Source organism: Erwinia sp. CGal63 (assembly GCF_037026505.1).
Taxonomy (GTDB): Bacteria; Pseudomonadota; Gammaproteobacteria; order Enterobacterales; family Enterobacteriaceae; genus Erwinia.
The window spans coordinates 244,190-268,514 of record NZ_JAKUMN010000005.1 but is presented as its reverse complement, the minus strand read 5'-3'; the positions used below and the strand labels follow the sequence as shown (position 1 = coordinate 268,514).

General features: G+C 57.6%; 21 protein-coding genes. 4 read left to right on the top strand and 17 right to left on the bottom strand.

The window, feature by feature from the left end:
* Positions 1–33: 33 nt before the first annotated feature.
* A complete protein-coding gene (locus tag MKZ79_RS16420) occupies positions 34–1,299 on the top strand; it encodes a DUF3748 domain-containing protein (RefSeq protein WP_336143639.1) in 1,266 nt (421 codons plus the stop codon).
* Here the strand turns inward: MKZ79_RS16420 and MKZ79_RS16415 are convergent.
* On the bottom strand, positions 1,277–1,648 hold the full coding sequence (locus tag MKZ79_RS16415) for a YceK/YidQ family lipoprotein (protein ID WP_336143638.1): 372 nt from the start codon (positions 1,646–1,648) through the stop codon (positions 1,277–1,279). The genes MKZ79_RS16420 and MKZ79_RS16415 overlap by 23 nt on opposite strands.
* A gap of 299 nt (positions 1,649–1,947) precedes the next feature.
* Between MKZ79_RS16415 and ibpA the strand changes: the two genes are divergently transcribed.
* Positions 1,948–2,364 carry a small heat shock chaperone IbpA gene (gene ibpA / locus MKZ79_RS16410; protein ID WP_336143636.1) on the top strand — a complete coding sequence of 139 codons (417 nt, stop codon included), beginning with the start codon at positions 1,948–1,950 and terminating at the stop codon, positions 2,362–2,364.
* Positions 2,365–2,506: 142 nt separating this feature from the next.
* Here ibpA and MKZ79_RS16405 read toward each other — a convergent pair whose 3' ends face one another.
* Positions 2,507–3,766, bottom strand: coding sequence for a valine--pyruvate transaminase (locus MKZ79_RS16405; RefSeq protein ID WP_336143634.1), 1,260 nt, complete (start codon positions 3,764–3,766; stop codon positions 2,507–2,509).
* 330 nt (positions 3,767–4,096) lie between these two features.
* On the opposite strand from MKZ79_RS16405, the gene MKZ79_RS16400 reads away from it, so the two are divergent.
* Complete coding sequence (locus tag MKZ79_RS16400; protein WP_336143633.1) at positions 4,097–5,302, top strand: aldose 1-epimerase family protein; 1,206 nt, start codon at positions 4,097–4,099, stop codon at positions 5,300–5,302.
* Between the two features lie 219 nt (positions 5,303–5,521).
* A complete protein-coding gene (gene kduD, locus MKZ79_RS16395) occupies positions 5,522–6,283 on the top strand; it encodes a 2-dehydro-3-deoxy-D-gluconate 5-dehydrogenase KduD (RefSeq protein ID WP_336143632.1) in 762 nt (253 codons plus the stop codon).
* Positions 6,284–6,335: 52 nt separating this feature from the next.
* Here the strand turns inward: kduD and MKZ79_RS16390 are convergent, their stop codons facing one another.
* From MKZ79_RS16390 to fdhE, 15 genes are all read right to left on the bottom strand, one after another.
* Positions 6,336–9,065, bottom strand: coding sequence for an inverse autotransporter beta domain-containing protein (locus tag MKZ79_RS16390; protein ID WP_336143629.1), 2,730 nt, complete (start codon positions 9,063–9,065; stop codon positions 6,336–6,338).
* Positions 9,066–9,656: 591 nt separating this feature from the next.
* On the bottom strand, positions 9,657–10,631 hold the full coding sequence (gene ghrB, locus MKZ79_RS16385; RefSeq protein ID WP_336143628.1) for a glyoxylate/hydroxypyruvate reductase GhrB: 975 nt from the start codon (positions 10,629–10,631) through the stop codon (positions 9,657–9,659).
* A 47-nt stretch (positions 10,632–10,678) separates the two neighbouring features.
* A complete protein-coding gene (locus MKZ79_RS16380) occupies positions 10,679–11,962 on the bottom strand; it encodes an MFS transporter (protein ID WP_336143627.1) in 1,284 nt (427 codons plus the stop codon).
* A gap of 86 nt (positions 11,963–12,048) precedes the next feature.
* Positions 12,049–13,002, bottom strand: coding sequence for a sugar kinase (locus MKZ79_RS16375; RefSeq protein WP_336143625.1), 954 nt, complete (start codon positions 13,000–13,002; stop codon positions 12,049–12,051).
* 3 nt (positions 13,003–13,005) lie between these two features.
* Positions 13,006–13,731, bottom strand: coding sequence for a sugar phosphate isomerase/epimerase family protein (locus tag MKZ79_RS16370; RefSeq protein ID WP_336143623.1), 726 nt, complete (start codon positions 13,729–13,731; stop codon positions 13,006–13,008).
* A gap of 173 nt (positions 13,732–13,904) precedes the next feature.
* Complete coding sequence (locus MKZ79_RS16365; protein WP_336143621.1) at positions 13,905–14,927, bottom strand: LacI family DNA-binding transcriptional regulator; 1,023 nt, start codon at positions 14,925–14,927, stop codon at positions 13,905–13,907.
* Between the two features lie 171 nt (positions 14,928–15,098).
* The gene (locus tag MKZ79_RS16360) at positions 15,099–15,761 is read right to left on the bottom strand and encodes an OmpA family lipoprotein (protein WP_336143619.1); all 663 of its coding nucleotides are present in this window, start codon (positions 15,759–15,761) and stop codon (positions 15,099–15,101) included.
* 109 nt (positions 15,762–15,870) lie between these two features.
* Positions 15,871–16,434, bottom strand: coding sequence for a DNA-3-methyladenine glycosylase I (locus tag MKZ79_RS16355; RefSeq protein ID WP_336143618.1), 564 nt, complete (start codon positions 16,432–16,434; stop codon positions 15,871–15,873).
* Positions 16,435–16,474: 40 nt separating this feature from the next.
* Entirely contained in the window at positions 16,475–17,677 is a 1,203-nt protein-coding gene (locus MKZ79_RS16350) for an MFS transporter (protein ID WP_336143617.1), read from the bottom strand.
* A 168-nt stretch (positions 17,678–17,845) separates the two neighbouring features.
* Entirely contained in the window at positions 17,846–20,320 is a 2,475-nt protein-coding gene (gene torA / locus MKZ79_RS16345; protein WP_336143616.1) for a trimethylamine-N-oxide reductase TorA, read from the bottom strand.
* On the bottom strand, positions 20,310–21,464 hold the full coding sequence (locus MKZ79_RS16340) for a NapC/NirT family cytochrome c (RefSeq protein WP_336143614.1): 1,155 nt from the start codon (positions 21,462–21,464) through the stop codon (positions 20,310–20,312). The genes torA and MKZ79_RS16340 overlap by 11 nt, the downstream gene beginning before the upstream one ends.
* Before the next feature lie 262 nt (positions 21,465–21,726).
* The gene (locus tag MKZ79_RS16335; RefSeq protein WP_336143613.1) at positions 21,727–22,053 is read right to left on the bottom strand and encodes a DUF1493 family protein; all 327 of its coding nucleotides are present in this window, start codon (positions 22,051–22,053) and stop codon (positions 21,727–21,729) included.
* Positions 22,047–22,493, bottom strand: a complete 447-nt coding sequence (locus MKZ79_RS16330; protein ID WP_336143612.1) for an STM2901 family protein — start codon at positions 22,491–22,493, stop codon at positions 22,047–22,049. The genes MKZ79_RS16335 and MKZ79_RS16330 overlap by 7 nt, the downstream gene beginning before the upstream one ends.
* Positions 22,494–22,745: 252 nt before the next feature.
* Entirely contained in the window at positions 22,746–23,357 is a 612-nt protein-coding gene (locus tag MKZ79_RS16325) for a glutathione S-transferase (RefSeq protein ID WP_336143611.1), read from the bottom strand.
* Between the two features lie 33 nt (positions 23,358–23,390).
* Positions 23,391–24,317 (bottom strand): formate dehydrogenase accessory protein FdhE, encoded by a 927-nt coding sequence (gene fdhE, locus MKZ79_RS16320; RefSeq protein ID WP_336143610.1) that lies wholly within the window; start codon positions 24,315–24,317, stop codon positions 23,391–23,393.
* Between the last annotated feature and the right edge of the window lie 8 nt (positions 24,318–24,325).

The window sequence follows — 24,325 nt, the reverse complement described above, 5'->3', positions numbered from 1 at the left end:
CCTTAGCAGCAAACCTCGCTAAGGGTAAGCACGATGGAAAAACAGCTCACTTTCGCTCAGCGCAATCACCAGCTCACGAATATCAATATCTGGACTGCCGACAGCCACTGGCTGGTCTACGACGTGCGCAGCAGCGGCGCCACCTTCAACAGCCTGACCGTTGAACGCGTCAACCTTAGCGGCCAGACCGAAATCCTCTATCAGGCCAAAGATGGCGCCCATGTTGGCGTGATCACCGTCAGTCCGGATCTGCCGCCGCGCTACGTCTGCATTCACGGGCCGGAACATCCCGACAGCCAGTGGCGCTACGACTTTCATCATCGTCGCGGCGTTATTATTCAGAACGGGCAGGTGGAAAATATGGATGCCTGTGATATCACGCCGCCCTTTACGCCCGGCGCGCTGCGCGGCGGCTCGCATGTCCACGTTTTCAGTCCCGACGGCACCAGGCTGAGCTTTACCTATAACGATCATGTGATGCACGAGCTGGACGCGAAAGCGGATTTACGCAACGTTGGCGTTGCCGTGCCTTTGCATCCCGTTTGCCCGCCGCTGCAGCATCCGCGCGAGTATGCGGGCAGCCATTTCTGTGTACTGGTCAGCACCACGACCGTCACGCCGAAACCCGGCAGCGATGAGATCAACCGGGCTTACGAAGAAGGCTGGGTTGGCGAAGAAGGCTACCTGAAAAGCGACGGTCACCGACAGCGCTGGGCGCTGGCGTTTATCGGCGACACGCTCAGCGAAAAGGGAGAAAAAGTACCGGAAGTGTTTATTGTCGATCTGCCGGAAAAAATGGCCGATTATGCGCTGGAGGGCGAGGCGCCGTTAGCCGGCACAGCCACGACGCTGCCTGCTCCGCCGCTGGGCGTAAAACAGCGCCGTCTGACCTTCACCCACGATCGCGCTTTTCCCGGCCTGGCCTCCACGCCGCGTCACTGGCTGCGCAGCTCGCCCGACGGACGCGCCATCGCTTTTTTAATGAAGGATGACAGCGGCGTGGTGCAGCTGTGGAGCGTCGCGCCTGGCGGCGGCAAGCCGCGGCAGATTACGCAGGCCGCCAGCGATATTCAGTCCGCTTTCAGCTGGCATCCGGATGGGAAATCGGTGGCTTTTATCAATGACAACAGCGTGATGCTGTGCGATACGGGCAGCGGCAAAATGCGCCGACTCACCGCGCGCAGTGCCGAAGCGCCGCTGCCGGAAGCGGTAGTCTGCTCGCCGGATGGGCGGTATGTCGCTTATCTGCGTAACGTTGAAGGCTTTCAGCAGATATTTATTGCTGACGCGGCGTATTGATTACCAGCGGCGCGGCCTGAGAAAGATTTTCATCGGTGTGATTCAGCTGTTCGCTGCGCAACACGCGTTCACGTGGCGAATCGGCGGTTTTATCGCGGCCTGAACGATAGTAGTCCCACGGCAGCAGCAGCGTATCCATCACGGCGGAAAAAGGCAGATCGATAGCGGCCAGCGGGCGCATTACCCAACCGCTGTCGCTGTCGGCGACAATTTTGGCGCTGGCGCGCGTGCCGGGGTAGTAGCCCTGATCCGGGCCGGAATGGGACATAAAGCTGGAACAGCCGCCGGTGCCCGCCAGCGACAGGCAGGCCAGCAGGCCAGCGAAACGACTTCTCTTCAGTACCATCATATTTCTCATCCCTTCAGCGGCGGCAAAACCGCTCTGCTTATGATTGTCGGTATGCAGGGAAACCCCGGCTATTCTGCGTTAGCTGATGCATGGCGCCGACAAATTCTTCCCTGAGTGTATGACATTCACACCATATTGGTTGAAAAATTTCCTCAACGAGCCCTTGAAAGCGAGGGTGATGCCACCATTTTATGCTCAGGGTCACGAAACGTATGCCGACAGGGTACGACTTTGGGCTCTGCGATCTGTCCATTGTGGAAGGTCGTCATAAAACCTCGCTGATAATCAGGAGCTATACCATGCGTAACTTTGATCTCGCCCCGCTGTACCGTTCTTCTATCGGTTTCGACCGTCTGATCAACCTGCTGGAATCTAACCAGGGTCAGAGCAACGGCGGCTATCCTCCCTACAATGTGGAGCTGGTGGCGGAGAACCATTACCGAATTACTATTGCCGTGGCCGGATTCGCGCAGAGCGAGCTGGAAATCACCGCCCACGACAACATGCTGACCGTACGCGGCGCCCATCCTGAAGAGCAGCAGGAAAAAACCTATCTCTATCAGGGCATCGCCGAGCGCAACTTCGAGCGTAAATTCCAGCTGGCCGAGCACGTCAATGTGCGCGACGCGCGGCTGGAAAATGGCCTGCTTTATATTGACCTGGAGCGCGTGGTGCCGGAAGCGAATAAACCGCGCCGCATCGAAATTCTGAAATAAGCCCAGGCAAAACAGGAAGCCGCACTTTGTGCGGCTTTATTGTTTTGCCCGAGTGCGAAAAGGCGGACGACGACTTTTCAGCGGTTGGCCAGCGGACTAAAGGCGATATTCTTACGGGCCGCACGCTGTGCGGCCTGCTATATCAGCCTTCGCCCGACTCGCGGTGCGCGCGCTCTATCTCTTCCGCCAGAATAACGATGCCTTTCTCGATTTTCTCGCTCTCCGGCACGTAGTTCATGCGCATACACTGGTGCGTGTGCGGCCATTCATGCTCCAGCCCCGGAAAGAAAAAGTGGCCCGGCACCATTAACACGCCGCGCGCTTTCAGACGCTGATAGAGGATCTCGGTGGAAATCGGCAGATCCTTAAACCAGAGCCAGAGAAAAATCGCGCCTTCCGGCTTGTGGATAAGACAGCGATCTTCCGACAGATAGCGGCGAATAACCGCGATCGTCTGCGTAACCCGCTGCTGATAAAAAGGTTTGATCACCTCTTCGGAAAGGCGCAGCAGATCGCCACGTCGGATCATCTCGTCAGCGATGGCCGGGCCGACGCTGCCGGGCGCAAGGCTGATAATGCCATTCATATTGCCGATCGCGGAGATCACCTTCTCATCGGCGATAATGATGCCGCAGCGCGAACCCGGCAGGCCGAGCTTGGAAAGGCTCATGCAGAGAATAATATTCGGGTTCCACAGCGGACGAACCTCGCTGAAGATAATGCCGGGAAAAGGCACGCCGTAGGCGTTGTCGATCAGTAGCGGCACCTCATGCTGCTGCGCCAGCGCATCCAGCTTCATCAGCTCTTCGTCGGTGATGACATTGCCGGTTGGATTGGTTGGCCGCGAGACGCAGATCAGCCCGGTATCTTCCGTAATATGCAGCTGCTCAAAGTTAACGTGATATTTGAACTGGCCTTCGGGCAGCATCTCGATATCGGGACGGGCAGAGACAAACAGCTCCTCGTCCAGCCCCGCGTCGGCGTAGCCCAGATATTCCGGCGCCAGCGGGAACAGCACGCGCTTTTTGCGGCCATCTTCACGACGACCCGCGTAAAGATTAAATAAATAGAAGAAGGCGCTCTGGCTGCCGTTGGTCAGCGCGATATTTTGCGGCCCGACCTGCCAGCCCAACTCTTCACGCAGCAGCGTGGACAGCGATTCCAGCAGCGTGCTTTTGCCTCTTGGGCCATCGTAGTTGCAGAGCGCGTCGGCCAGTTTGCCCTGGTTATGCATCTCCTGCAGCAGCTGCTGAAAATAGTCGTTCATCGCCGGGATCTGGGCCGGATTACCGCCGCCCAACATGACCGAACCGGGCGTGCGCAAGCCTTCGCCCATATCTTCCATCAGGCGAGTAATACCCGACGCGCGCGTAAATTTGTTACCGAAAGCGGAAAAGCTCATAGCGTATTAACTGCTTATCATAGGCAAGTGAGTCTTAACCTTAACGTCAGGCCAGGCGTGATGCAACGCTGATAGCGCGGCCGCGTCGGGCAGCTCGTCAACCCGCCAAAAAAGCACGAAGGTGAATCGTTTCAACCTCTCCTGCGCTTTTTTCGTTTTTCATGTCGCTGCTCATTGCCCGTATTGGTTAACAATTTGTGACCAACTGCACGACTTCTTGATAAAAATTTCTTAAAAATCTATGAGGTGACACCAGTCACAGTCCTGAACTGGCGCGCTTTGTAGGCTGGCCGCTCTTAAGCTAAATCATTTCAGCAAGGGCGAGACAAAATGAAAAAAACAATTTTGACAGGCGTGGTGATGGCGTTAATTAGCGGCCAGGCGGCGGCGCAAAGCTGGGTGCTGACCGATACGCAGGGCGTTGAAAAGGGCGACTGGCGCATCAGCAGCGAACAGCTGAAGTTTACCGGCGAGCCTTTCAGCATTCAGCAGCAGGTGCTGCACGGCGGCAAGCAGGAAGGCACAAAGGTACTGACGCTGACCAGCAAGAACGGCCTGACCATCGCGCTCAGCCCGACCCGCGGTATGGATCTGCTGCATGTAAACGGCCATGGCGTGCGGATGGGCTGGGATTCGCCGGTCGATGAAGTGGTCAATCCAGCCTATATCAATCTGGAAAGCCGTAACGGCCTGGGCTGGCTGGAAGGCTTTAACGAAATGATGGTGCGCTGCGGCTTCGAATGGACGGGCCATCCGGTCACCAAAGATGGCCGCATCTATACGCTGCACGGCAAAGCCGGCAATACGCCAGCCTCGAAAGTGGAGGTGATTGTCGATGACAAAGCGCCGCACGAGATCCGTATTCGCGGCCTGCTGAAAGAAAATACGTTTAAAAAAGCGAAGCTGGAAACCTGGACGGAGCTGCGCTACGTGCCGGGCACCGACTCCTTTACCATTCACGATGTGCTGACCAACCAGGCCGACTACCCGCACGACTACGAGATCATCTACCACAGCAACTTCGGCACGCCGATTCTGGAAGAGAACGCTCGCTTCCTGGCGGCGGTGAAATCCGTTTCGCCGTTTAATGACTACGCGAAGAAAGGGCTGGAAAACTGGCAAACCTACGGCGCGCCGACCAAAGATTTCGATGAAATGGTGTTCAACCTGCAGCCTATTGCCGACGAGAGCGGAAAAACCGTGGCCGCCGTGGTCAACAGCAAAGGCGACAAGGGCGCGTCGATAGAGTTTGATACGCGCCAGCTGTCGGTGCTGACGATGTGGAAAAACACCGATACGTTAAAACAGGGCTATGTGACAGGTATTGAACCCGGTACCAACTACGCCTATCCGGTAACGATCGAAAAAGAGCAGGGTCGGGTGAAGCAGCTGCAGCCTGGCCAGAGCACGGAATTTACCCTGACTTATTCGCTGTTGAAGGACGCCAGCGCGGTGCAGCAGGTTGAACAGCGCATTAAAACGCTACAGGGCGACAGCAAAATCAGCGTGGAGCAAAAGCCGATCGCGACCGAATAGTTCACAGCGGGAGCGAAAAGCCAGCGCTCCCGCATTAATGAAACGCTGTTTTAAAAATAATGCTCAGTTGTTTCACTAATCCGTTTTTTCCTGATTTCGATCACGGCGTTCGCTCTTTCTCCTTCGCTATAGTGTGCGCTCGGAAAACCGGGCAGGGCTGCCCTTTCTGTTACGGAGCCTTCTGACGCGCAGTCCGCCCTCTGGCTTACAGGAGCAGTTATGATTTTGGATTCATTTGATTTAAAAGGCCGCGTGGCGCTGGTGACGGGTTGTGATACGGGTCTGGGTCAGGGCATGGCGCTGGGGCTGGCGGAAGCGGGCTGCGATATTGTCGGCGTTAATATTGTCGAACCGAAAGAAACCATTGAGCGCGTTACCGCGCTTGGCCGCCGTTTCTGCAGCCTGACTGCCGATCTCGGTAAAACAGAATGCATCGAAGGCATCGTTGAGAAAGCCGTGGCGGAATTCGGCAAAATCGATATCCTGGTCAATAACGCCGGCATTATCCGTCGTGAAGACGCGATCGATTTCTCAGAGAAAGACTGGGATGACGTAATGAACCTGAATATCAAATCCGTGTTCTTTATGTCGCAGGCGGTGGCTCGTCAGTTTATTAAGCAGGGCAAAGGCGGCAAAATCATCAATATCGCCTCGATGCTCTCGTTCCAGGGCGGTATTCGCGTCCCTTCCTATACCGCTTCAAAAAGCGCGGTAATGGGCGTAACCCGGCTGCTGGCTAACGAATGGGCGAAGCATAACATCAACGTTAACGCTATCGCGCCGGGCTATATGGCGACCAACAACACCGCACAGCTGCGTGCGGATGAAAAGCGCAATGCCGATATTCTGGAGCGTATCCCGGCGGGACGCTGGGGTTTGCCTTCCGACCTGATGGGGCCGGCGGTATTCCTCGCTTCTTCAGCTTCTGACTATATCAACGGTTACACCATCGCGGTGGACGGCGGCTGGCTGGCTCGCTAAACGCCAATAAAAAACCCCGCCTCGTCAGAGGCGGGGTTTTATCTTTTTTCGGCTATTTGGCTGGCGGGGTAAACGTCACCTTAATCGGCAGTACGCCGCGATTAAGCATCAGGTTGGCCCTCACCGTTCCGCTCACTGGCTGAGTGGAGGTCAACTGGGCGGTGTAAACATTGCCGTTAACTTTTACTTCGCTGAGACGGCTGCCAGGCAGGCCGCTGATATCGAAGTTAATTAAATCTGGCAATCCTTTTACTTTCACGGCGTTATTACGCATATCCCTGGCGACGATGGTCAGCGTAATGGCGCTGACGCCGTCGGCTGGCGCGCTGCTTGAACTAACGGTAAAAGAGGAGTTGTTTACCGTCGGGTAACCCGCGTAGAAATAAACAATGATCGAACTTTTATGGCCGTCGATAGTGGCATCCACTTCCCAGCCGCCATCATGATTGCTGGTGGTGTCGAAACGCGCGGCGCCGTACTGATCCAGCGTCACCTCAGAAGGAATATTTACGCGGCTGTCGGTTGCCGTAATCGCGACCTTTCTGTTAGCAACCGGGTTGCCGTTGCTGTCTTTTACGTAGATTTCCACTCTGCTGGTAGCCGTACCGTCTGCAACTGCGCGGCCCGTCAGGCGATGCATATAAATGGAGGTCGCCTCGCCGGCGACAAAGTTGACATCGGCTTCTTTTTGGGTTGCGCCTACCTGAGCGACAACATGGCTCAGGCCCGCTTTAGTGCTGGTCACTGGCACAGACGCCTCGCCACGATCGTCCGTCATCACGCTCTGCGTGATAACAGCGTTGTTATCCGCGCTGAAAGTCACGCTCTGGTTCGCCAGCGGATTGCCCTGCGCGTCGGTAACGACGGCTTTGACCCGATCGGCGGTTTTGCCATCGGCGACGGCGTTGTCGCTCTCCACGCTCAGGCTTGCCAGGCGTACGCTTGCCGTATCGGCCGCAATGGCGACGGTGGCGGAAGGGAAGGTCATATTGCGTGCGACCGGCGTAATCGTCAGGGTTTCAGGATGCGTACCTGCGGTAACCACGGCGGTATAGCGGCCGGCGCTCTGACGGGTAAAGCCAGAGATTTTCGCTTCGTCAGCGCCCTGGACGCTTTTGGTAACGCTAATCTCTTTTTCATTGATATCCACCGGGTTGCCCAGGCCATCTTTGACGGTTAGCGTCAGCGTCTGCTGAGCGTGGCCATCCGCCGACAGCGTACTGCTGACGGGCAGCAGTGAACTGCTGTTCACGTTGATGTTCGCTTCGGTTACCGTAATTTGCGTTTCGGTACGCTTAGAGGCGTTGCCTTTTTTATCGATCGCCACGCCGCTAAGGGTATAGCTGTTCACGCCCGTCGCATCGGCATGGTAAGCCGGCAGCACGACGCTGTAATCGGTTGGGCTGTGAGCGACGATTTTACCGCCGTTGGCGATCAGCGCGGAAGCCGACCAGTTAATACGCTCCAGGCCATATTTGCTGTTAACCGAGACGTTCAGCGTTTTTTGCTCGCCGGCGGTGCCGGTAATAAGCTTCGCGGCGCTCAGCTTGATCACTTCCTCTTTGCGATACTCCAGCACGATATTGTTATTGCGGTTGACCAGATCGTAGCGGTTGCCCGCCAGGCTGCGCAGCGTCGCTACGGCGTCGCTATCCAGCTGTTTACGCCACGGCATACCGATCTGATAGTTAAGCGACAGGCCCAGCCGCGTATCGTGCTCGCCCGCTTTGCCCTGGCGCTGCTCGGCTTCCAGCGTCAACAGCGGAACAGGCGTAAAGGTCACGCCAGCGGTAATGGCGTGCGGGTTTTTCTGGCGATTATCCTTACTGAACAGCGCCACATCGTTGCCGTAATATTGCTCGTAGTTCAGCTTTGCGCCCAGCTGCGGCAGAGCCGGCAGAAACGCCTCCGTACGGATATCCCAGCCGTTGGCCGGACGCTCTTCATAGCCGGAGAAATCTTTCGAATCTTTCCAGCTGGTTAGCCGCACGTAGCCGTTGGCGGCCAGTTTGAAAAAGTCGCGCCAGTATTCGACGCCCATGCCGGAGCGAGCGTGCTGGCGGGAAAGATCGTAATCAAAGAAAGCGTTGGCGCCTGTCATAAAGCCCTGGCCAAAGTGACGGATGCCCAGACCGAGATTCGCCTGGTTGCGATCGTCGGTGCGGTGGAAGCTGCCCTGAGTGAAGATCAGGCGATCGGCACGGTCGCTCAGCGGCAGCAGCAAATCGAACTGCGAGTTTTTCAGCGAGAATTTTTTATCCGTATCCAGCTGCACGCGCGCGGTGCCGAAACGGCTCAGCCACTGCTGCGCCTGCGCACCCGCTTCGCCTGCGGCCATATTAGCGGCGGCGGAAGCGGCGCCGTTGCCGTCGAGCGCGGAACCGGCCTGGGCGGCCAGGCTGGCGGCTTTCATCGGCAGCGTGTTGTCATTATGCCAGTGTACTTTCGGCAGCGGCGAAAGCGGCACTTCCAGCTCGTCGCCAGCCTGCAGCCGATCGAAACCGTGGGCGAAGGTGCGCAGCTGGTTGAGCTTGCGCAGCGCTTCCACGCTCATATTATATTTTTGCGCTACGCTGCTGACCGTTTCGGCCTCGCCCAGAGTGTAAAGCTGGGTACGTATAGCGACGGCATCTGCCGACGGCGCCAGAAAATGCTGCTGAGCGGCGGCAAGTACGGGCGTAAAGGCGCAGGCTACCGGGAACGCGCCCTGAATAGCCACGGTCAGCCAGGTTAAACGATGCAGCCACTGCGGTTTATTATTGACTTCAGGTTTATTTTTCATGGTTTCTTCAAATTAAATAAAAGATGAGTTCAGCCAGCGTGAGCGTGCTGTTTTCATTCAGGGGTAAAAGCCATGAATAATAAATCCGGCACTCGTAGTAGCTGGCGTCAGGAATAAATAAAGCGTTTGGTAATTACGAAATCTTTCTCCTTTTTATGGGGGGGTTATTTAGGGCAAAAGCATCCCGTCAGCATGATTAATGCCGATAAGCGGGTTTCCGAATGGGCGTAGTTATATCACAATCTTAAGTTGAAACAACGCCGGACCGGCGGCGCGGTGCAGCGAGGAAATAACGAATAAGGATCTTTACGTTTCTTTTGTTTTCTTGAAATTAAACAATTTCATTACAGTGAGGTTTCTTTTGATTCATTAAAACAGGCGAGGTGGGTTATTTATTGCCGTTTTCTTAAAGTTCTGTTTGACTTATGGTTACCTGGAATGATCAGGTCGATAACAATAACCCGCTGGCTTCTTTCGATGTGAATAGCTTGCTGGTTTAGCGGATGTTTAAAATAATAAGGGAATTTTTGCGTGGTTAAGGGGTCGGGAGGCGTGACAATAAAGCGGCCCGATAATATCGGGCCGGAAAACTTATTGGGCGACTTCAGGATTAACGCAGTTTTTTTCCACGTTGCCGCTCAGCGCGGCGATCAGGTTTTCCACCGCGTCTTTTGCCATGCCATAACGCGTTTCATGCGTGGCGGAACCGATATGCGGCAGCGCCACCACGTTCGGCATAGTCAGCAGCGGCGACTCTTTCGGCAACGGCTCTTTTTCAAACACGTCCAGACCCGCAGCGTGGATCGTCCCTTCTTTCAACGCGGCGATTAGCGCTTCTTCGTCAATCACCGGGCCGCGTCCGGCATTGATCAGCACGGCGGTGTTCTTCATTTTCGCCAGTTCGTCGCGGCCGATCAGATGGTGCGTTTGCTCGGTCAGCGGCAGGCTGATGCACAAAAAGTCAGACTCTTTCAGCAGCGTATCGAGATCGCAGTACTGCGCGTCGAAACGCTGCTCCGCCTCTTCGTGATGCTTGCGGGCGTTGTAGAGGATCGGCATACCGAAACCCAGATGCGCGCGCTGCGCCAGCGCCAGGCCGATACGGCCCATTCCCAGAATGCCCATTTTTTTATGGTGCACGTCGATGCCGAACCAGTCCGCGCCGATGCTGCCCTGCCATTCGCCTTGCTTCACGCGCTCGGCGGATTCTACCACGCGGCGCGCGCTGGCGAGCACCAGCGCCATCATGGTATCGGCCACGGTTTCGGTCAGTACGGTCGGCGTATGCATCAACAGCACGCCGCGATCGGTCAGCGCCTGAATGTCAAAGTTATCCACGCCCACGGAAACGGAAGAGGCCGCGCGCAGCTTTGGCGCTTTCTTCAGGAACTCCGCATCCACCTTGCCGCCGGAGCCCAAAATGCCTTCGGCCTGCTGAAAAGCCTCCGCGTGCTGGCTCAGGGTTTCCGGGGTCAGGCCGTTGATTTCGGTTACGTTAAAATGCTCGTCGAGCTGCGAACGCAGATCTTGCGGCAGCTTCTTATACAGCACCACAGAAGGTTTCATGCTTGTCTCCCTGTTTCGTTAAGGAACGGGCCAACCGGCCCGCGCCATTAAGCGTGTTTAGCGCCATGCGGCATCGGGGGCTGCTTATTGGCTGCTGGCTTTACAATTAGCGTCAGCCAGACCGAGATAAGCAGCGATACCCCCATAAAGATATACGAAGCGGAAGGACTGCCGGTGGCGCCGTTGAGATAACCCACCACCCAGGAGCCCAGGAAAGAGCCGAGCGCGCCCATCGCATTGATCAGCGCCATCGCGCCGCCCGCCACGTTACGCGGCAGCATTTCCGGAATAATGGCAAAGAACGGCCCGTAAGGCGCATACATCGCCGCGCCGGCGATCACCAGCAGGCTAAACGACAGCCAGAAATTATTGGCGCCTACAAGGTATGAACCTAAAAACGCCAGCGCGCCAATCAGCAGCAGCGGCCAGACAAAAAGTTTACGGTTCTGCAGCTTGTCCGAGGCCCATGAAGCCAGGATCATCGCCACGGTCGCGGCCAGGTAAGGCACTGCGGAGAGCCAGCCTGCTTCCACCATGCCCATCTGCATACCGTTGCGCAGAATCGACGGCAGCCAGAGCACGAAGCCATACACGCCGATGCTCCAGGTAAAATACTGAACGCAAAGAATAATCACGTTGCGCGAGCGGAAAGCCTCGCTGTAGTTACGCACCGCTTTAATATTTTCCTGCTCTTTCTGTAACTGCGCCGCCAGCGCCGCTTTTTCATCCTCGCTCAGCCACTTCGCCTGGGCGGGCTTATCCTGCACCATAAACCACCAGGCCACCGCCCAGATGACCGCCGGAATGCCCTCGAAAATAAACATTTCCCGCCAGCCGAAAGCGTTGATCAGATAGCCGGAAACCACCGACATCCACAGCACCGTCACCGGGTTGCCCAGAATCAGAAAAGTGTTGGCGCGGGAGCGTTCCGATTTAGTAAACCAGTTGCTGATATAGATCAGCATGGCGGGCATTACCGCTGCTTCCACCACGCCCAGCACAAAGCGGATAGCCGCCAGCGCAGGAATATTGCTGACGACGCCGGTCAGCGAGGCGCAAATGCCCCACAGCACCAGGCAGACGAATACCAGTTTTTTGACGCTGCGGCGCTCGGCGTAGACGGCGCCCGGGATCTGGAAAAAGAAGTAGCCCAGGAAGAACAGGGCGCCCAGCAGCGACGACATGCCGTGCGTGATGCCCAGATCTTCGTTGATGCCCGCAGCGGAAGCGAAGCTGAAGTTGGCTCTGTCGAGGTACGCCAGGCTGTAGGTGATAAACACGATGGGCATGATATACCACCAGCGTTTAGGCGCGATTGTCTGCTTGTTCATTGTCTGTCTCCTGGTTGGCGGCGGCCGCGCTCTGTTTTGTAGGGTAGTCGCGGCTCGTTATGATTCGGTTTGCTTCAGGAATACGCTTAATAATCGCCGAGCGTTGCGCGGGTCGGCAGCCCTTCGCTGTCGCCGCTGACCTGGATCGCCAGCGAGCCGATGCGGTTGCCGCGTTTAATCGCCTGCGGCAGCGTTTTGCCTTCCAGCAGCGCGCTGATCACGCCCACGGCGAAACCATCGCCCGCGCCAACCGTATCCACGACGTTGGCGGTGCGAATTGCTTCGACCTGGCCTTTCTCGCCTTCGGCGGTTTTATACCAGGCGCCTTCGCAGCCCGTTTTGATGATGACCGCTTTCACGCCCATCGCCAGATAAAAATCGGCGATCGCTTCCGGCTGATCGTAGCCGGTAAGGATTTTGCCTTCGCCGATCCCCGGCAGCACCCAGTCGGCGTAGCCTGCCAGCGCATTGAGCTGGGTAGCCATTTCGCGCTCGCTCGACCAGAGCACGGGACGCAGATTAGGATCGAAGGAGATGGTTTTGCCCATGCGCTTCATCTCCTGTGCCGCGTGCTTCGACAGCGCCAGCGAGCTGTCGGAGATCGCCGCCGCCACGCCGCTCAGGTGCAGATGGCGCGCCGAGCCGAAGTAGTCGCGGTTAAAGTCTTCTACGGAGAGGTGGCTGGCGGCGGAGCCTTTACGAAAATATTCCACCAGCGGATCGGAGCCGTCTTCCACGCGGGATTTTAGCTGAAAGCCGGTGGCGTAGCGCGGATCGGTGGTAACCTGGCGACTGTCGACGCCCTCTTTTTCCAGCTGCTGGCGGGTAAAGCGGCCAAAGGAGTCGTCGCCCACGCGGCTGACCCAGCCAACTTTCAGGCCGAGTCGCGCCAGACCGATAGCGACGTTCAGCTCGGCGCCGGCGATGCGTTTGGTAAAGTGTTCCGCCGCCGCCAGATCGCCGGTATCGCTGGCGATAAACATCGCCATCGCCTCACCGATGGTCACCGCGTCCAGCATGCCGTTTTCATGGGTCGTCATGATCTATACCTCTGAGAGCAGTTCAACATAGTGACGGGTGACGGCCACCAGGTCGTCGCCTTCCAGCGGGAATTCAATGCCGCGCGGCACGTCGGAAGGCAGCAGCGCCAGCGTTTCTCGCCACAGATTATCGGCGTTATCCAGCGCGATTGCGCGCCAGCCGTCGGCGGCCGATGCGGCGGCTTTCACATGCACGTAGGTAACGAAGCGCGCCAGCCGTGTCGCTGCCTGCACGGGACTGTCATCCACCCACAGCCAGTTGCCCATATCGAAGGTCATGCCGACAGGCGCGTCGTCGTTAAAATAATTTTCGATGGCCGCCAGCGTGCCGCAGTCGGTCTGGTCGTTTTCCACCACCAGCTGCAGAGGCAGATCACGCAGCGACGAACAATCGACGCCGCGCTGATAGTGGCCTAATGAATATTTTATCAGGCGCGCGTTTAATTGCTCTGCCTCGCCGAGGTGGCGTGCCAGGTTGGGATTCAGCGTGCCTTCTTCGGTAAACAGCGCTTCCGGTACGGAATAGAACGTTATCAGGCCAGCGTCGCTGATAGTCTTGCCCAGCGTGGAGAGCTGCTGCAGCTCCGCTTCGCTGAATAATTCGCGACGGATTTCAATACCGTCCGCGCCTGCGGCGGCAACAATCGGCACCACGGCCTGCTGGCCGCCCAGCTCTTTAAGACGATCGTGGCCATAGGCGGCCGTCACAATAATAATTTGGGGTTTCATCTTTTCCTCCACCCTGACGTTACAAAAACGTTAATTGGAACCGGTTCCAATGAAAAGGGGCGGCGTGCGCTTTTATGATCGCGCTCACGCTGTGAATAATTATTTGGAAATTTATTGGAAAAGCGTCACGCGGCGGTCTGGAGCAACCACCGCACGACAGAAAAGCGTGGAGATCAGGCGAACCTGGTGGAACTGCGAACAATCAGCTCGCCGGAGAAAAGCTGTTCACCGGGCGGCGATTCGTCGCCTTCAATGCGACGGATAACCTGCTCCAGCGCGGCGTAGCCGATCTGCTGCGTCGGCTGTTTCAGCGTGGTGATGCCGCCGCCGGCCAGTTCCGACCAGACCAGCTCGTCAAAACCCAGCAGGCCTAAATCTTTGCCCCAGTTCAGCTTCAGGCGACGGAAGCTGCGCGCAATCTGCAGCGTCAGCGCGCCGTTAACCGCCAGCACGGCGCAGCGATGGTGGCGATGGCGCTGCCAGAAATCGTGCAGCAGCCGATCCAGCCGTTCGCTGTCGTTGAGCGACACTTCCGCCTGTTCCGCATGGCGCTGCGGATGAAGCGCCATTGTCTCCCGGAAAGCCTTCAGGCGCTCATGGCGGGTATTCACGGTGCCCAGCGGCTCGGTGATAAACAGGATTGCCGCGAAATCCTCTTCGATCAGATGCGTGGTGACCTGCGTAGCGGCTTCATGGTTGTTCAGGCCGACCACGTCGCAGGCAAAATCGGGGATTTTGCGGTCGATCAGCACCATCGGCAGCAGCGACTGCTGCAGGTGGCTCAGCGCCTCTTCGCGCATCCCCACGGCGTTAACGACAATGCCCTCAACCTGATAGCTGCTGAGCAAATTCAGGTAGTGCTGCTCCTGATCCACTTCGTTGTTGGTGTTGCACATCAGCAGGGTAAAGCCCTGCGCGCGGCAGGCCGCCTCAATGCCGCACATCACGTCGACAGAGTAGGGATTGGTGATATCCGCGATAATCAGGCCTATTAATCTGGTGCGCCCGCGCTTGAGGCCGCGCGCCATCTGGCTGGGTCGATAGTTGAGTTCGGCGATAGCGGTTTCAATCCGCTGTTTCAGGTCGGCGGAAAGAAGATGCTGCTCGCCATTGAGATAGCGAGAAACGCTGGTTTTACCAGTATTTGCTTTTTTGGCAACGTCGCTGATTGTCGCGCGTGCGGCCTTGCGGTTCATGGCGATCCTTGAACGAGTAAAAAGAGAGCAGCCATTACTGGGCTTAAATCAAAAGATAGCGGGTAATGGCGGAAAGCGGATCCGGCCATCATAAAGCATAAAAACGTGCTCGCCCACGGTCGGGCGCACAATACAGAAAAGCCGGACAGAGGCTGTCCGGCTTCTTCAGCGTTACTGCAGCGGGCTGAGGGTGATTTCCACGCGACGGTTCTGCGCTTTGCCTGCGGCGGTGCTGTTGGAGGCGATCGGATTGTCCGGGCCCATGCCGCCGGTGCGGATACGGTTGGTCGCCACGCCCTGGCTAATCAGCGAGCTGGCCACGCTGTCGGCGCGCTGCTGCGACAGCGTCATGTTCAGCTGGCGGCTGCCGGTGCTGTCGGTATAGCCGATAATGTTGACGGCGGTTTTCGGATACTCTTTCAGCACCATCGCCACGCCGGTCAGGGTATTGGCGCCTGCAGGCTTCAGCGAGGCGCTGCTGCTGTCGAAGGTGACGTTATTCGGCATATTCAGCACGATATTGTCGCCCTGACGGGTAACGCTAACGCCGGTGCCGCGCATTTTTTCCCGCAGTTTGGCTTCCTGCACGTCCATGTAGTAGCCCGCGCCGCCGCCCAGCGCCGCGCCGGCTGCTGCGCCAATCAACGCGCCTTTACCGCGATCTTTCTTGGAGGAGGAGAGCACGCCGACACCTGCGCCCAGTGCCGCGCCCAGTCCGGCGCCGATGCCGGCCTTGCCTGCCTGGCGTTCGCCGGTGTAAGGATTAGTGGTGCAACCCGACAGGGCAATGGTGCCGCTCAAAACCAGAGCGAGAGTAACAAAACGTTTTTTCATTAATAGCGGTTCCTGAACAGCGAGAGGCAAAAATTGCCTGAAAAAAAGCGATTATGCCGTCGCCGCCGGGAAAAAAAACCGTGTCGTGCTCCTAAATTGTAAAGAGACGCTACCCGAGGTTGTCGGGATGGCGGAAACAGTTGGTAGTATGATCGACCAGCAGCCCGCAGGCCTGCATAAATGAGTAACAGGTGGTCGTACCAACGAATTTAAAGCCGCGCTTTTTCAGCGCCTTAGACATAGCGTCCGAAACCGCGCTGAAGGTCGGCGCCTGACGATAATCGCCGTAGCGGTGCAGCTGCGGCTGGTGGTCGACAAACTGCCAGATAAAGTCAGCGAAATTTTCGCCAGCCGCCGCCATTGCCAGCAGCGCGCGTGCGTTGGCGACAATGGCCGTGAGCTTGCCGCGATGGCGGATCAGGCCGCTATCCTGCATCAGCCGATCGATATCGCTGTCGTTCATCTTCGCCACCTGCTCAGGATCGAAACTGCAGAAAGCCAGCCGGTAGTTTTCCCGCTTTTTCAGCACGGTCAGCCAGGAGAGGCCCGCCATTTGCCCTTCCAGGCAGAGCATCTCAAACAGCGCATGCGCGTCGGTTATCGCTACGCCCCATTCCGTATCGTGATAGGCCAGATAGAGCGGGTCCTGAGTCACCCAGCCGCAGCGTTGCATAAGTAAAGCTCCTTCATTGACCATAAAAGTAGCGGGCGCCTTAGTCATCCCACACCTGCCTCGTTTTGATGGAAGTTGTGCTCCACCACAACAGCAGCGCCAGCAAGGCTATCGCGCCCAGCGTGGCGAACGCCGCGCCGTAAGAGTAGCGCGCGGCAATCAGGCCGGTTATGGCGGGGCTCAGGGCGGCTCCGATGCCCTGCATCAACATCACCACGCTCTGGCCCGCGTTGACATGCCCGCTGCCTCGCAGCAGGGAAACCACGTAGCCAGGCACCGCCACCCCCAGGATCCCGGCCGCAAGGCCGTCGAATATCTGCACGGGGATAACAAACAGAGGCGCAGAAAACGCCGAGGCTATCGCCGCCCGCAGCGGCAGGATCAGCAGCGCCGCCATAATAAGACGCGGATAGCCGTATTTTTCCACGCATCCTGACACATAAATCGCGACCGGCACCATGACCAGCTGCGAAATAACAACGGTCGCGGCCGCATAAAGACCGGGATTAACGGTACCGGCCATGGAGGCCGCGCGCATGCTCAACATCGGCAGCAGCGCCGCGTTCGCCAGGTGAAAAAGCAGCAGCGTCAGGCCGGTAAAAAACAGGGCAGGCTGGCGCGCCAGCTGCCACAGGCTCATCGATTCAGGGTTCTGATGGCGCTCTTCCAGGCCTCGTGCGACATCGTCGTCAATATCTTCGCTACGGATAGCCAGCGCGGCGGTGGCAGCGCAAACGGCCATCGCGGTCATCAGGATAAATACCGTGCCTAATCCCCAGAACCAGGCAGCGAAACCGGCGCAAACCGCGGCCAGCGTATTGCCTGCATGGCTCCAGGCCTCATTTCGTCCCATCTGGCGATGAAAAGCCTGCTGGCCGGTCAGCCCCAGCGTGATCCCGGAGACGGTTGGGCCGATAAACGCCGCCGCAACGCCTACGACAACCTGCGAAAACATCACCGTCCAGGCCTGATTGCTGTACCAAAGCAGCAGCGTCGCGACGGTAATCACCAGGCAGCCCAGCAGCACTATCACTCTTTTATGGCGCGTGGCATCGGCAATCACGCCCGCCGGCAAGGTGGCCAGCAGCCCCGCTATGCCGCCGCAGGTCATCACAAAGCCAATTTCATCCGGACTCCAGTGTCGGCCGGTCAAAAAAATACCTAAAAAAGGGCCTAAACCGTCCCTGACATCAGCCAAAAAAAAGCTCATCAGACAAAGAGCCTGAAGCGATCGTGGCGACATGCATATTTCCTGTGTTGGCGGCGAGAAATTTCGGCACGATACAGCATGGCAGCGAAAGCCATTTTTGGGTATACCCGCCGCAGAGATCTGCAGCGCCAGCGCCCTGAATGCCGCCCGGGCGTCAGCGCGCGTTTCTCAGGTGAGCGGCAACGCCCGTTCGCCAGACCGCTACAGCGCGCTCTCCGGCACCGCATGCGCCGTGTTAGGCGGCGGCTCGGCGGTGAATTTCTCCACCTCCAGCTGCGCCATCTGACCACAGTTGCCCTGCGCCAGCCGCGAGCTGCCGAGATCGAAAGTCAGGCAGTTGACGTTGCCGTTTTTACACAGCGTCTTCGGCTCGCTGGCATCGGCGGGATCGTACCATGCGCCTTCGCTGATGCGCACCACGCCCGGCCGAACATCCGCGGTGACGCGCGCGCCGACCAGAATCTGTCCGCGATCGTTAAAGGCTCTGACCAGATCGCCGGAGCGAATACCTCTGGCTTCGGCATCCTGTGGATGGATCAGCATCGCCTCGCGGTCGCTGACGGCGTATTTCTGACGCAGCGGCGTGTTATCCAGCTGGGAGTGCAGGCGATTGATCGGATGCGCAGTGTTGAGCGACAGCGGATAGCGCTGCGCCTGCGGGCTGCCGTGCCACTCATGCGGCGGTTGCCAGCCAGGCAGGCCCGCGCAGTCGTCGTAGCGCATCGCGGCGATAGTTTTGGAGTAGATTTCAATTTTTCCGCTGGGCGTGCCGAGCGGGTTAAGCAGCGGATCGGCGCGGTAATCGGCAAAGCGCACCCACTGTTTATTCTCTGGCGGCACGGGGAAGCGAATATAGTTATTGGACTGCCAGAACAGATCGAACGGCGGCAGCGGCACGCCGGCGTTTCTGGCCTGCTGCTTCATGCCGTCATACAGTTTTTTCAGCCACTGCATTTCGTCCCGTCCTTCGGTAAAGGCCTGTTCCAGGCCCAGCCTGGCCGCGATCGCCCGGAAAATGTCAAAATCGCTGCGCGCTTCATGCTGCGGCGGCACGCACTGGCGCATCGGGAAGAGATAGAGCTGCGAATAGTCGCCGCCCATATCCATATCGTTGCGCTCGTAGCTGGTGGTGCAGGGCAGCACGATATCGGCATGCCTGGCGGTGGCCGTCCAGTAAGGTTCATGCACCACGATGGTTTCCGGACGTTGCCAGGCCTGCAGCAGATTATTGGTGTCCTGGTGATGGTGGAAAGGATTGCCGCCCGCCACGTAAACCATTTTGACGTCGGGATAAGTGGTTTCTTTGCCGTTGAAAGCGATAGTTTTACCGGGATTGGCGAGGCAGTCGGCGATACGCGCCACGGGGATCGGCGGCGGCGAACCGGCGGGCGCGGCGCCCGCGCTGATACCAGACAGAATGCCGCCACGCGCCGTCGGGCTGCCGCCGGAAGAGTAGTGGTAGCTGAAGCCGAAACCGCCGCCCGGCAGCCCGATCTGCCCGAGCATGGCGGCCAGCGTCACCAGCAGCCAGTGCGGCTGCTCGCCGCGGTGCTGGCGCTGAATGCCCCAGCCGGCCATGATCATGGTGCGCTGACTCGCCATTCGTCTTGCCAGCTGGCGCAGCTGCTCCGGCGCGACGCCGCAGATCTCGCTCGCCCATTCCGCGCTTTTGACCACGCCGTCGCTTTCGCCCAGCAGGTAGGCGCGAAACTTCTCAAAACCGGTGGTGTAACGGGCGAGAAAAGCTTCGTCATGGCGTTTCTCCACCAGCAGCGTATGCGCCAGGCCGAGGATCATCGCGGCATCGGTATAGGCTTTCGGCGCGATCCATTCGGCATTCAGCGCTTTGGCGCTGTCGGTGCGCACGGGATCGATACAGATAACCGGCGTGCCTTTGGCGGCCAGCGCCTGAAAACCTTCCAGCCCAACGTGATCCGGCACGTTCCAGCTATTTTTTAGCGTCACCAGCGGATTGCAGCCCCACAGCACTACCAGCTCGCTGTTTTCCACCACCACTGGCCAGCTGGTCTGCTGCTCGTAAACCTCCATCGATCCAACCACGTGCGACATAATCACCTGCGCGGCGCCGGTAGAGTAATCGCCGCTGTAGCCCAGGAAGCCGCCCGCAAGGTTCATCAGGCGATGCAACAGCGCGCGACAGTTATGCAGCATCCCGGTGCTTTTCCAGCCGTAGGAACCGGCATAGATAGCGGATGGGCCATGTTCCCGCTGCAGCCTGCTGATTTCACCGGCGACCAGCTCCGTCGCCTTTTCCCAGCTGACTTTTACCCACTTGTCGCGACCACGCAGCGTGGTATCGCCGCCAGGCCCGTGTTCCAGCCAGCCCTGGCGCACCATTGGCGCGGTGATGCGGTTAGCAGCATGAACCTGATAAGGCGCCATAGTAATCAGCTCGTCAGGTGCGGGATCGTCCTGTACCGGCTGCACGCCGACCATTTTGCCGTTCTCCACCAGCGCTTCGAAAGCGCCCCAGTGCGCGGCGGTCAGAATACCTTTGCGGGCGGGCCTGAGCGCCGTAAACAGCGGCATCGCCTGGCTGACGGCCTGCGCCAGCGCGGATTTGGCGTAGATCAGATCGAGCGAGCCAGCCGCCAGCAGCGCGCCGCTCGCGGCCAGAAAGTGGCGGCGGCTGACGCCGGAACCGTTATTCTTCATGATGTTCTCCCTGTTCAGCCGGCTTCATATCGCTGGCGTGTTCCTGAACGTAGCGCGTCAGCAGGCGCAGCTGCTCCGTATCCAACGAGGTGCGCGACGCCATTCCCTTGATCACGCCCGTCCACTGATTGGCCGTGTAGCGATCGGGCGCGGTCAGTCCGTGGCAGCCGGTGCAGTTAGCGGTCATCAGGCTGGCGGCGTACTGCCAGAGTTGCTGCCGATCGGCGATCAGCGTGTCGCTGGCGACTTGTAGCCGCAGCGAAACACGATGCCAGCGCGTATCCGTCTGGCTTTCCTGCTCCGTAGCGAGGATTTTTATCTGCGGCGCGGCTTCTGGCGCGATTATCGCGCTGATCACGCGTTTGCCTTTGGCTGCGTAAATGGCGCCGGTCACGCCTTCCTGCTGCCAGCCTCGCAGCTCGGCTTCCGTGCGACCGTTTTCATGTCGCAAAGGAAAGAGTTCGGCCGCCGGAAACAGCGTACCGGCGGCAAGATTATCGTCGGAAGAGAGCGTAAATGGCTGCGTGCTGATGGCATAAAGCGGACGAGTATCGGTTTTGTCGGCGGCAGCCAGCGCGGTTAGCTGCGCCGCGCCGGAAGCGTTGCTGGCACGCATATCGGGCAGGATATGCGCTACGCCGCGATGGCAGTCGATACAGGTTTCACCGCTTTTGATGGCGACGGGATGCGCTTTCCTCGCCTCGGGCCGCTGCTCCAGTATATCCATCGCGGCATAGCTGTGGCAGCTACGGCAGGTCGCGGAGTCTTCAGCCTTCATCTTTCGCCATACCGATTCCGCCATCGCCAGCTTGTGGGCGTTGTATCGCTCTTCGGTCGCCAGTTTGCCGGTCAGTTCGCCCAGCAGATCCTTACTTGCGGCCAGCTTGGTCATCATATAAGCCGCAGGCTGAGTGGGAATATGGCAGTCGGCGCAGTCGGCGCGAATACCGGCGTGATTCTGGAAGTGGACGCTGCCCTGATACTCCGCCAGCGGCCGCTGCATACTGTGGCAGGAGACGCAAAAAGCGGTGTCGCTGGTCTTATGCAGCGCCACCGCGCTGCCCGCGACGATCGCCAGCACGGCCATCGTTACCAGCAGGGCTAACAGCGCGAGCGGCCAGCGGCGCTTGCGGAAACTATTCATATAAACTCCTGTAATTTATGGATATCCTTGCCATATAAAAAGCAAAGCTTACTTATCCCATAAAACGGGCTGGCTAAATTTGTGGCGAATCAATAAGGCGGTAATTTGTGAAGTGAAAGTGATGTAACGCGCGGCACGCGGTTTTTGCGAGAGGTTTATGACTGGTCGTTTTCGCGCAGAATGATGGGTTTTGCTCTGTAAAGACGGCTGGCTGAGTGGCTAATTTCGGAAACGCAGTCCCCAGCCCGGCGTTTTGTCGGAATTAATCATAGAGCCAGCGACCCGCTTTGGCTGATTCAGCAAACATTTTTACCGTCAGCGGCTTCCGGGTTTGCTTAACCGGCTTTTGTGTAAACCATTTTCGGAAAAACCATGGGATTTCCCAGGGATAATAGTTCTCAATATTTAACGTGGAAACGTCGATATTGAAATTATCTGAGTATTTATCAATCGCCGGTATTAAATCTTCTGCGTCAGCAAACTCTTGTAAAACGGTGTCCATTTCCAGCGGAACGTTTTTAACCCCTAAATATTTAATTACGGGTAATTCTTCGCGAAAAAAATTCAGAACTTTGTCGTTTATTACCATAACTTATCGTTTCCTCGGGCTATTCTGTTATAATTTTTTGTTGCTTTAAATGCTATGGTAACGACATCAGAACCTGTTATGAACCAACCCAATACAGGAATCGCCCGGCCCACAAAGGCACCTAAATTATTTACATATTTAAACTTCAAATTTCTGGCGCTGGCATTTGTCAGACTGGGCAGCCTGAATGGGAGTTCTATGTTCAGATAGCGGCGTGACATTTCCGATGCAATTGAGGTTCCTTTAGTTGTGCCTGCCGGCTTTCCTCTTGTCGGACGCTCAGGCTGTCCCAATACGATGCATGCAGCGGCCAAAAGATCGGACACATTCAGCTGCTCATGAACCGCATCAAGAAAAACCCAAAAAAAGAGTTCTCCGGCAGAGAGATTATAAATTCCTTTATAAAAATAAGTTCCATTTAGTTCTTCAATCGTATCCATATTTACCATCCATGTTTGCAATTAATCCTGACTCGATTTCCTGCAGGCGGAATAGACACATCGAGCTGATACGTTGACCTTATAATAAAATTACGCCTGCGATGCAAACAAGTAATTGCAGCGCGCGGACTTTCCCGCGAAATGCTGTCTGCATTTTATTTTTACGACTGTGGCGGCGCGCGGCATAACCTGCAGCCGCTTACGCGATATAGGCAAGGCCCTTGTCCGAACAACAAAGGCCTTATTGAGAATTCAGGATGCGGGCGGCACCGTACGGGCGAAGCTCTCCCGCTGGAACATTTTCTCCGTCAGCTTCACCAGCGCAGGGCGATCCACGCACCAGTTAGGGATCACGCGGCGAAAATTCAGGAAACCAATCAGGCAGGCGACGGCGATATCCGCCACGTTAATGTTGTCGCTGTTAATGGTCACGCCTTTGGCCGCCTCTTTTTCCAGCGCATCCAGGCCGCGCTGAATTTTTTCGCGCTGGCGCAGCAGCTGGCTTTCCATCTGCAGCTCCGGCGGCCGCATCTGCTCGCGCAGCAGGATCACGCCCGCGTCGCCGATGCCGTCCGCCAGCGCTTCCAGCTGCTGTACCTTCAGCGCCGCCAGGCGGTCGTCCGGCATCAGCGCGGGCGCGATATCCAGCTGCTCCAGATAAGCGGCAATGATATGGGAGTCGTACCAGACCTCCTCCGGGCTGACCACCAGCGCAGGCACTTTGCCCAGCGGGTTATAGCGCGGCACGTGGCTCTCGTCGGTCCACGGCGACTCGTTGATAAATTCGAAAGTGATGCCTTTTTCCAGCAGGATCACCGAAATTTTCCGCACAAAAGGACTGGTATAGCTGCCGATTAGTTTCATTACGCAAATTCTCCCTTCGGGACCGGTTGCAGATTATTCTCCCGGAAACAGGAATGGATTCAGGCTGCTGCGGGAAAAGCCTTCCTGTTCCATTCGCGCGTCCAGCACCAGCGAGGCAAGGTCGTCGGCGACCGGCTCCACGGCCGGATCTTTTTCCTGATAAAGCAGTTTGATATAGGTGCCGCAGTCGCCGCAGCTCTCTGCTTTAACCGGCGCGCCTTCGCTTTCCAGCGACCAATAATGCAGATCCTGCGTCTCTTCGCAGTTGCTGCATCTGGCGCGCACCACATGCCATTCGCTTTCGCAAAGGTTGCAGTGCAGATAGCGCAGGCCGCCCTGCTGCGTATCCATATGCACCACGCCGGAAACCGGCACGCTGCCGCAAACCGGACAAAACTGCCGCTGTTCGCCATATTCGGCGCGCGCTTTGCCGGGGATCAGCGCCGCCATCTGCGCCCAGTAAATCGAGAGCGCCGCCCAGACAAAAGGCGATTTATCGCTGGCGATCTGCGTAAAGTCGTTGGCGAACAGCGCGCTGGCCATCGCCTCCAGCTCCGGCGCCGATGCTTTTTCCAGGTTTTCCAGCACCGCCAGCGCCTGGCCGGACATCTCCGGCTTCAGCTCGGCGATCAGCGAATGCAGCAGCCGCTGCCAGTGCGCATCGCGCGGCAGCGTTTCGATATCCAGCGGCGGCTTGCCGATACGTGCGGCTTCCGCCAGACGCGCCTGCAAATCGAGCCGCAGAGGATGATCGTAGAGCACGATCTCCTGTGCGCTGGCGATAACGGCCGCGAAGCGCAGATAGTCGCCCAGCGGATTTTTCGCCGCCAGCTGACGCAGTCTCGCGGCGCGGCGGGCATACAAATTTTTCAGCCTGGGGAAAAGTAACGGCGGAATCATCTCCGCCGTTTTTATTTCGCCTTTTTCCAGCTGCTCCTGCGGGATTATGCGAATAGTCATCAGGGATT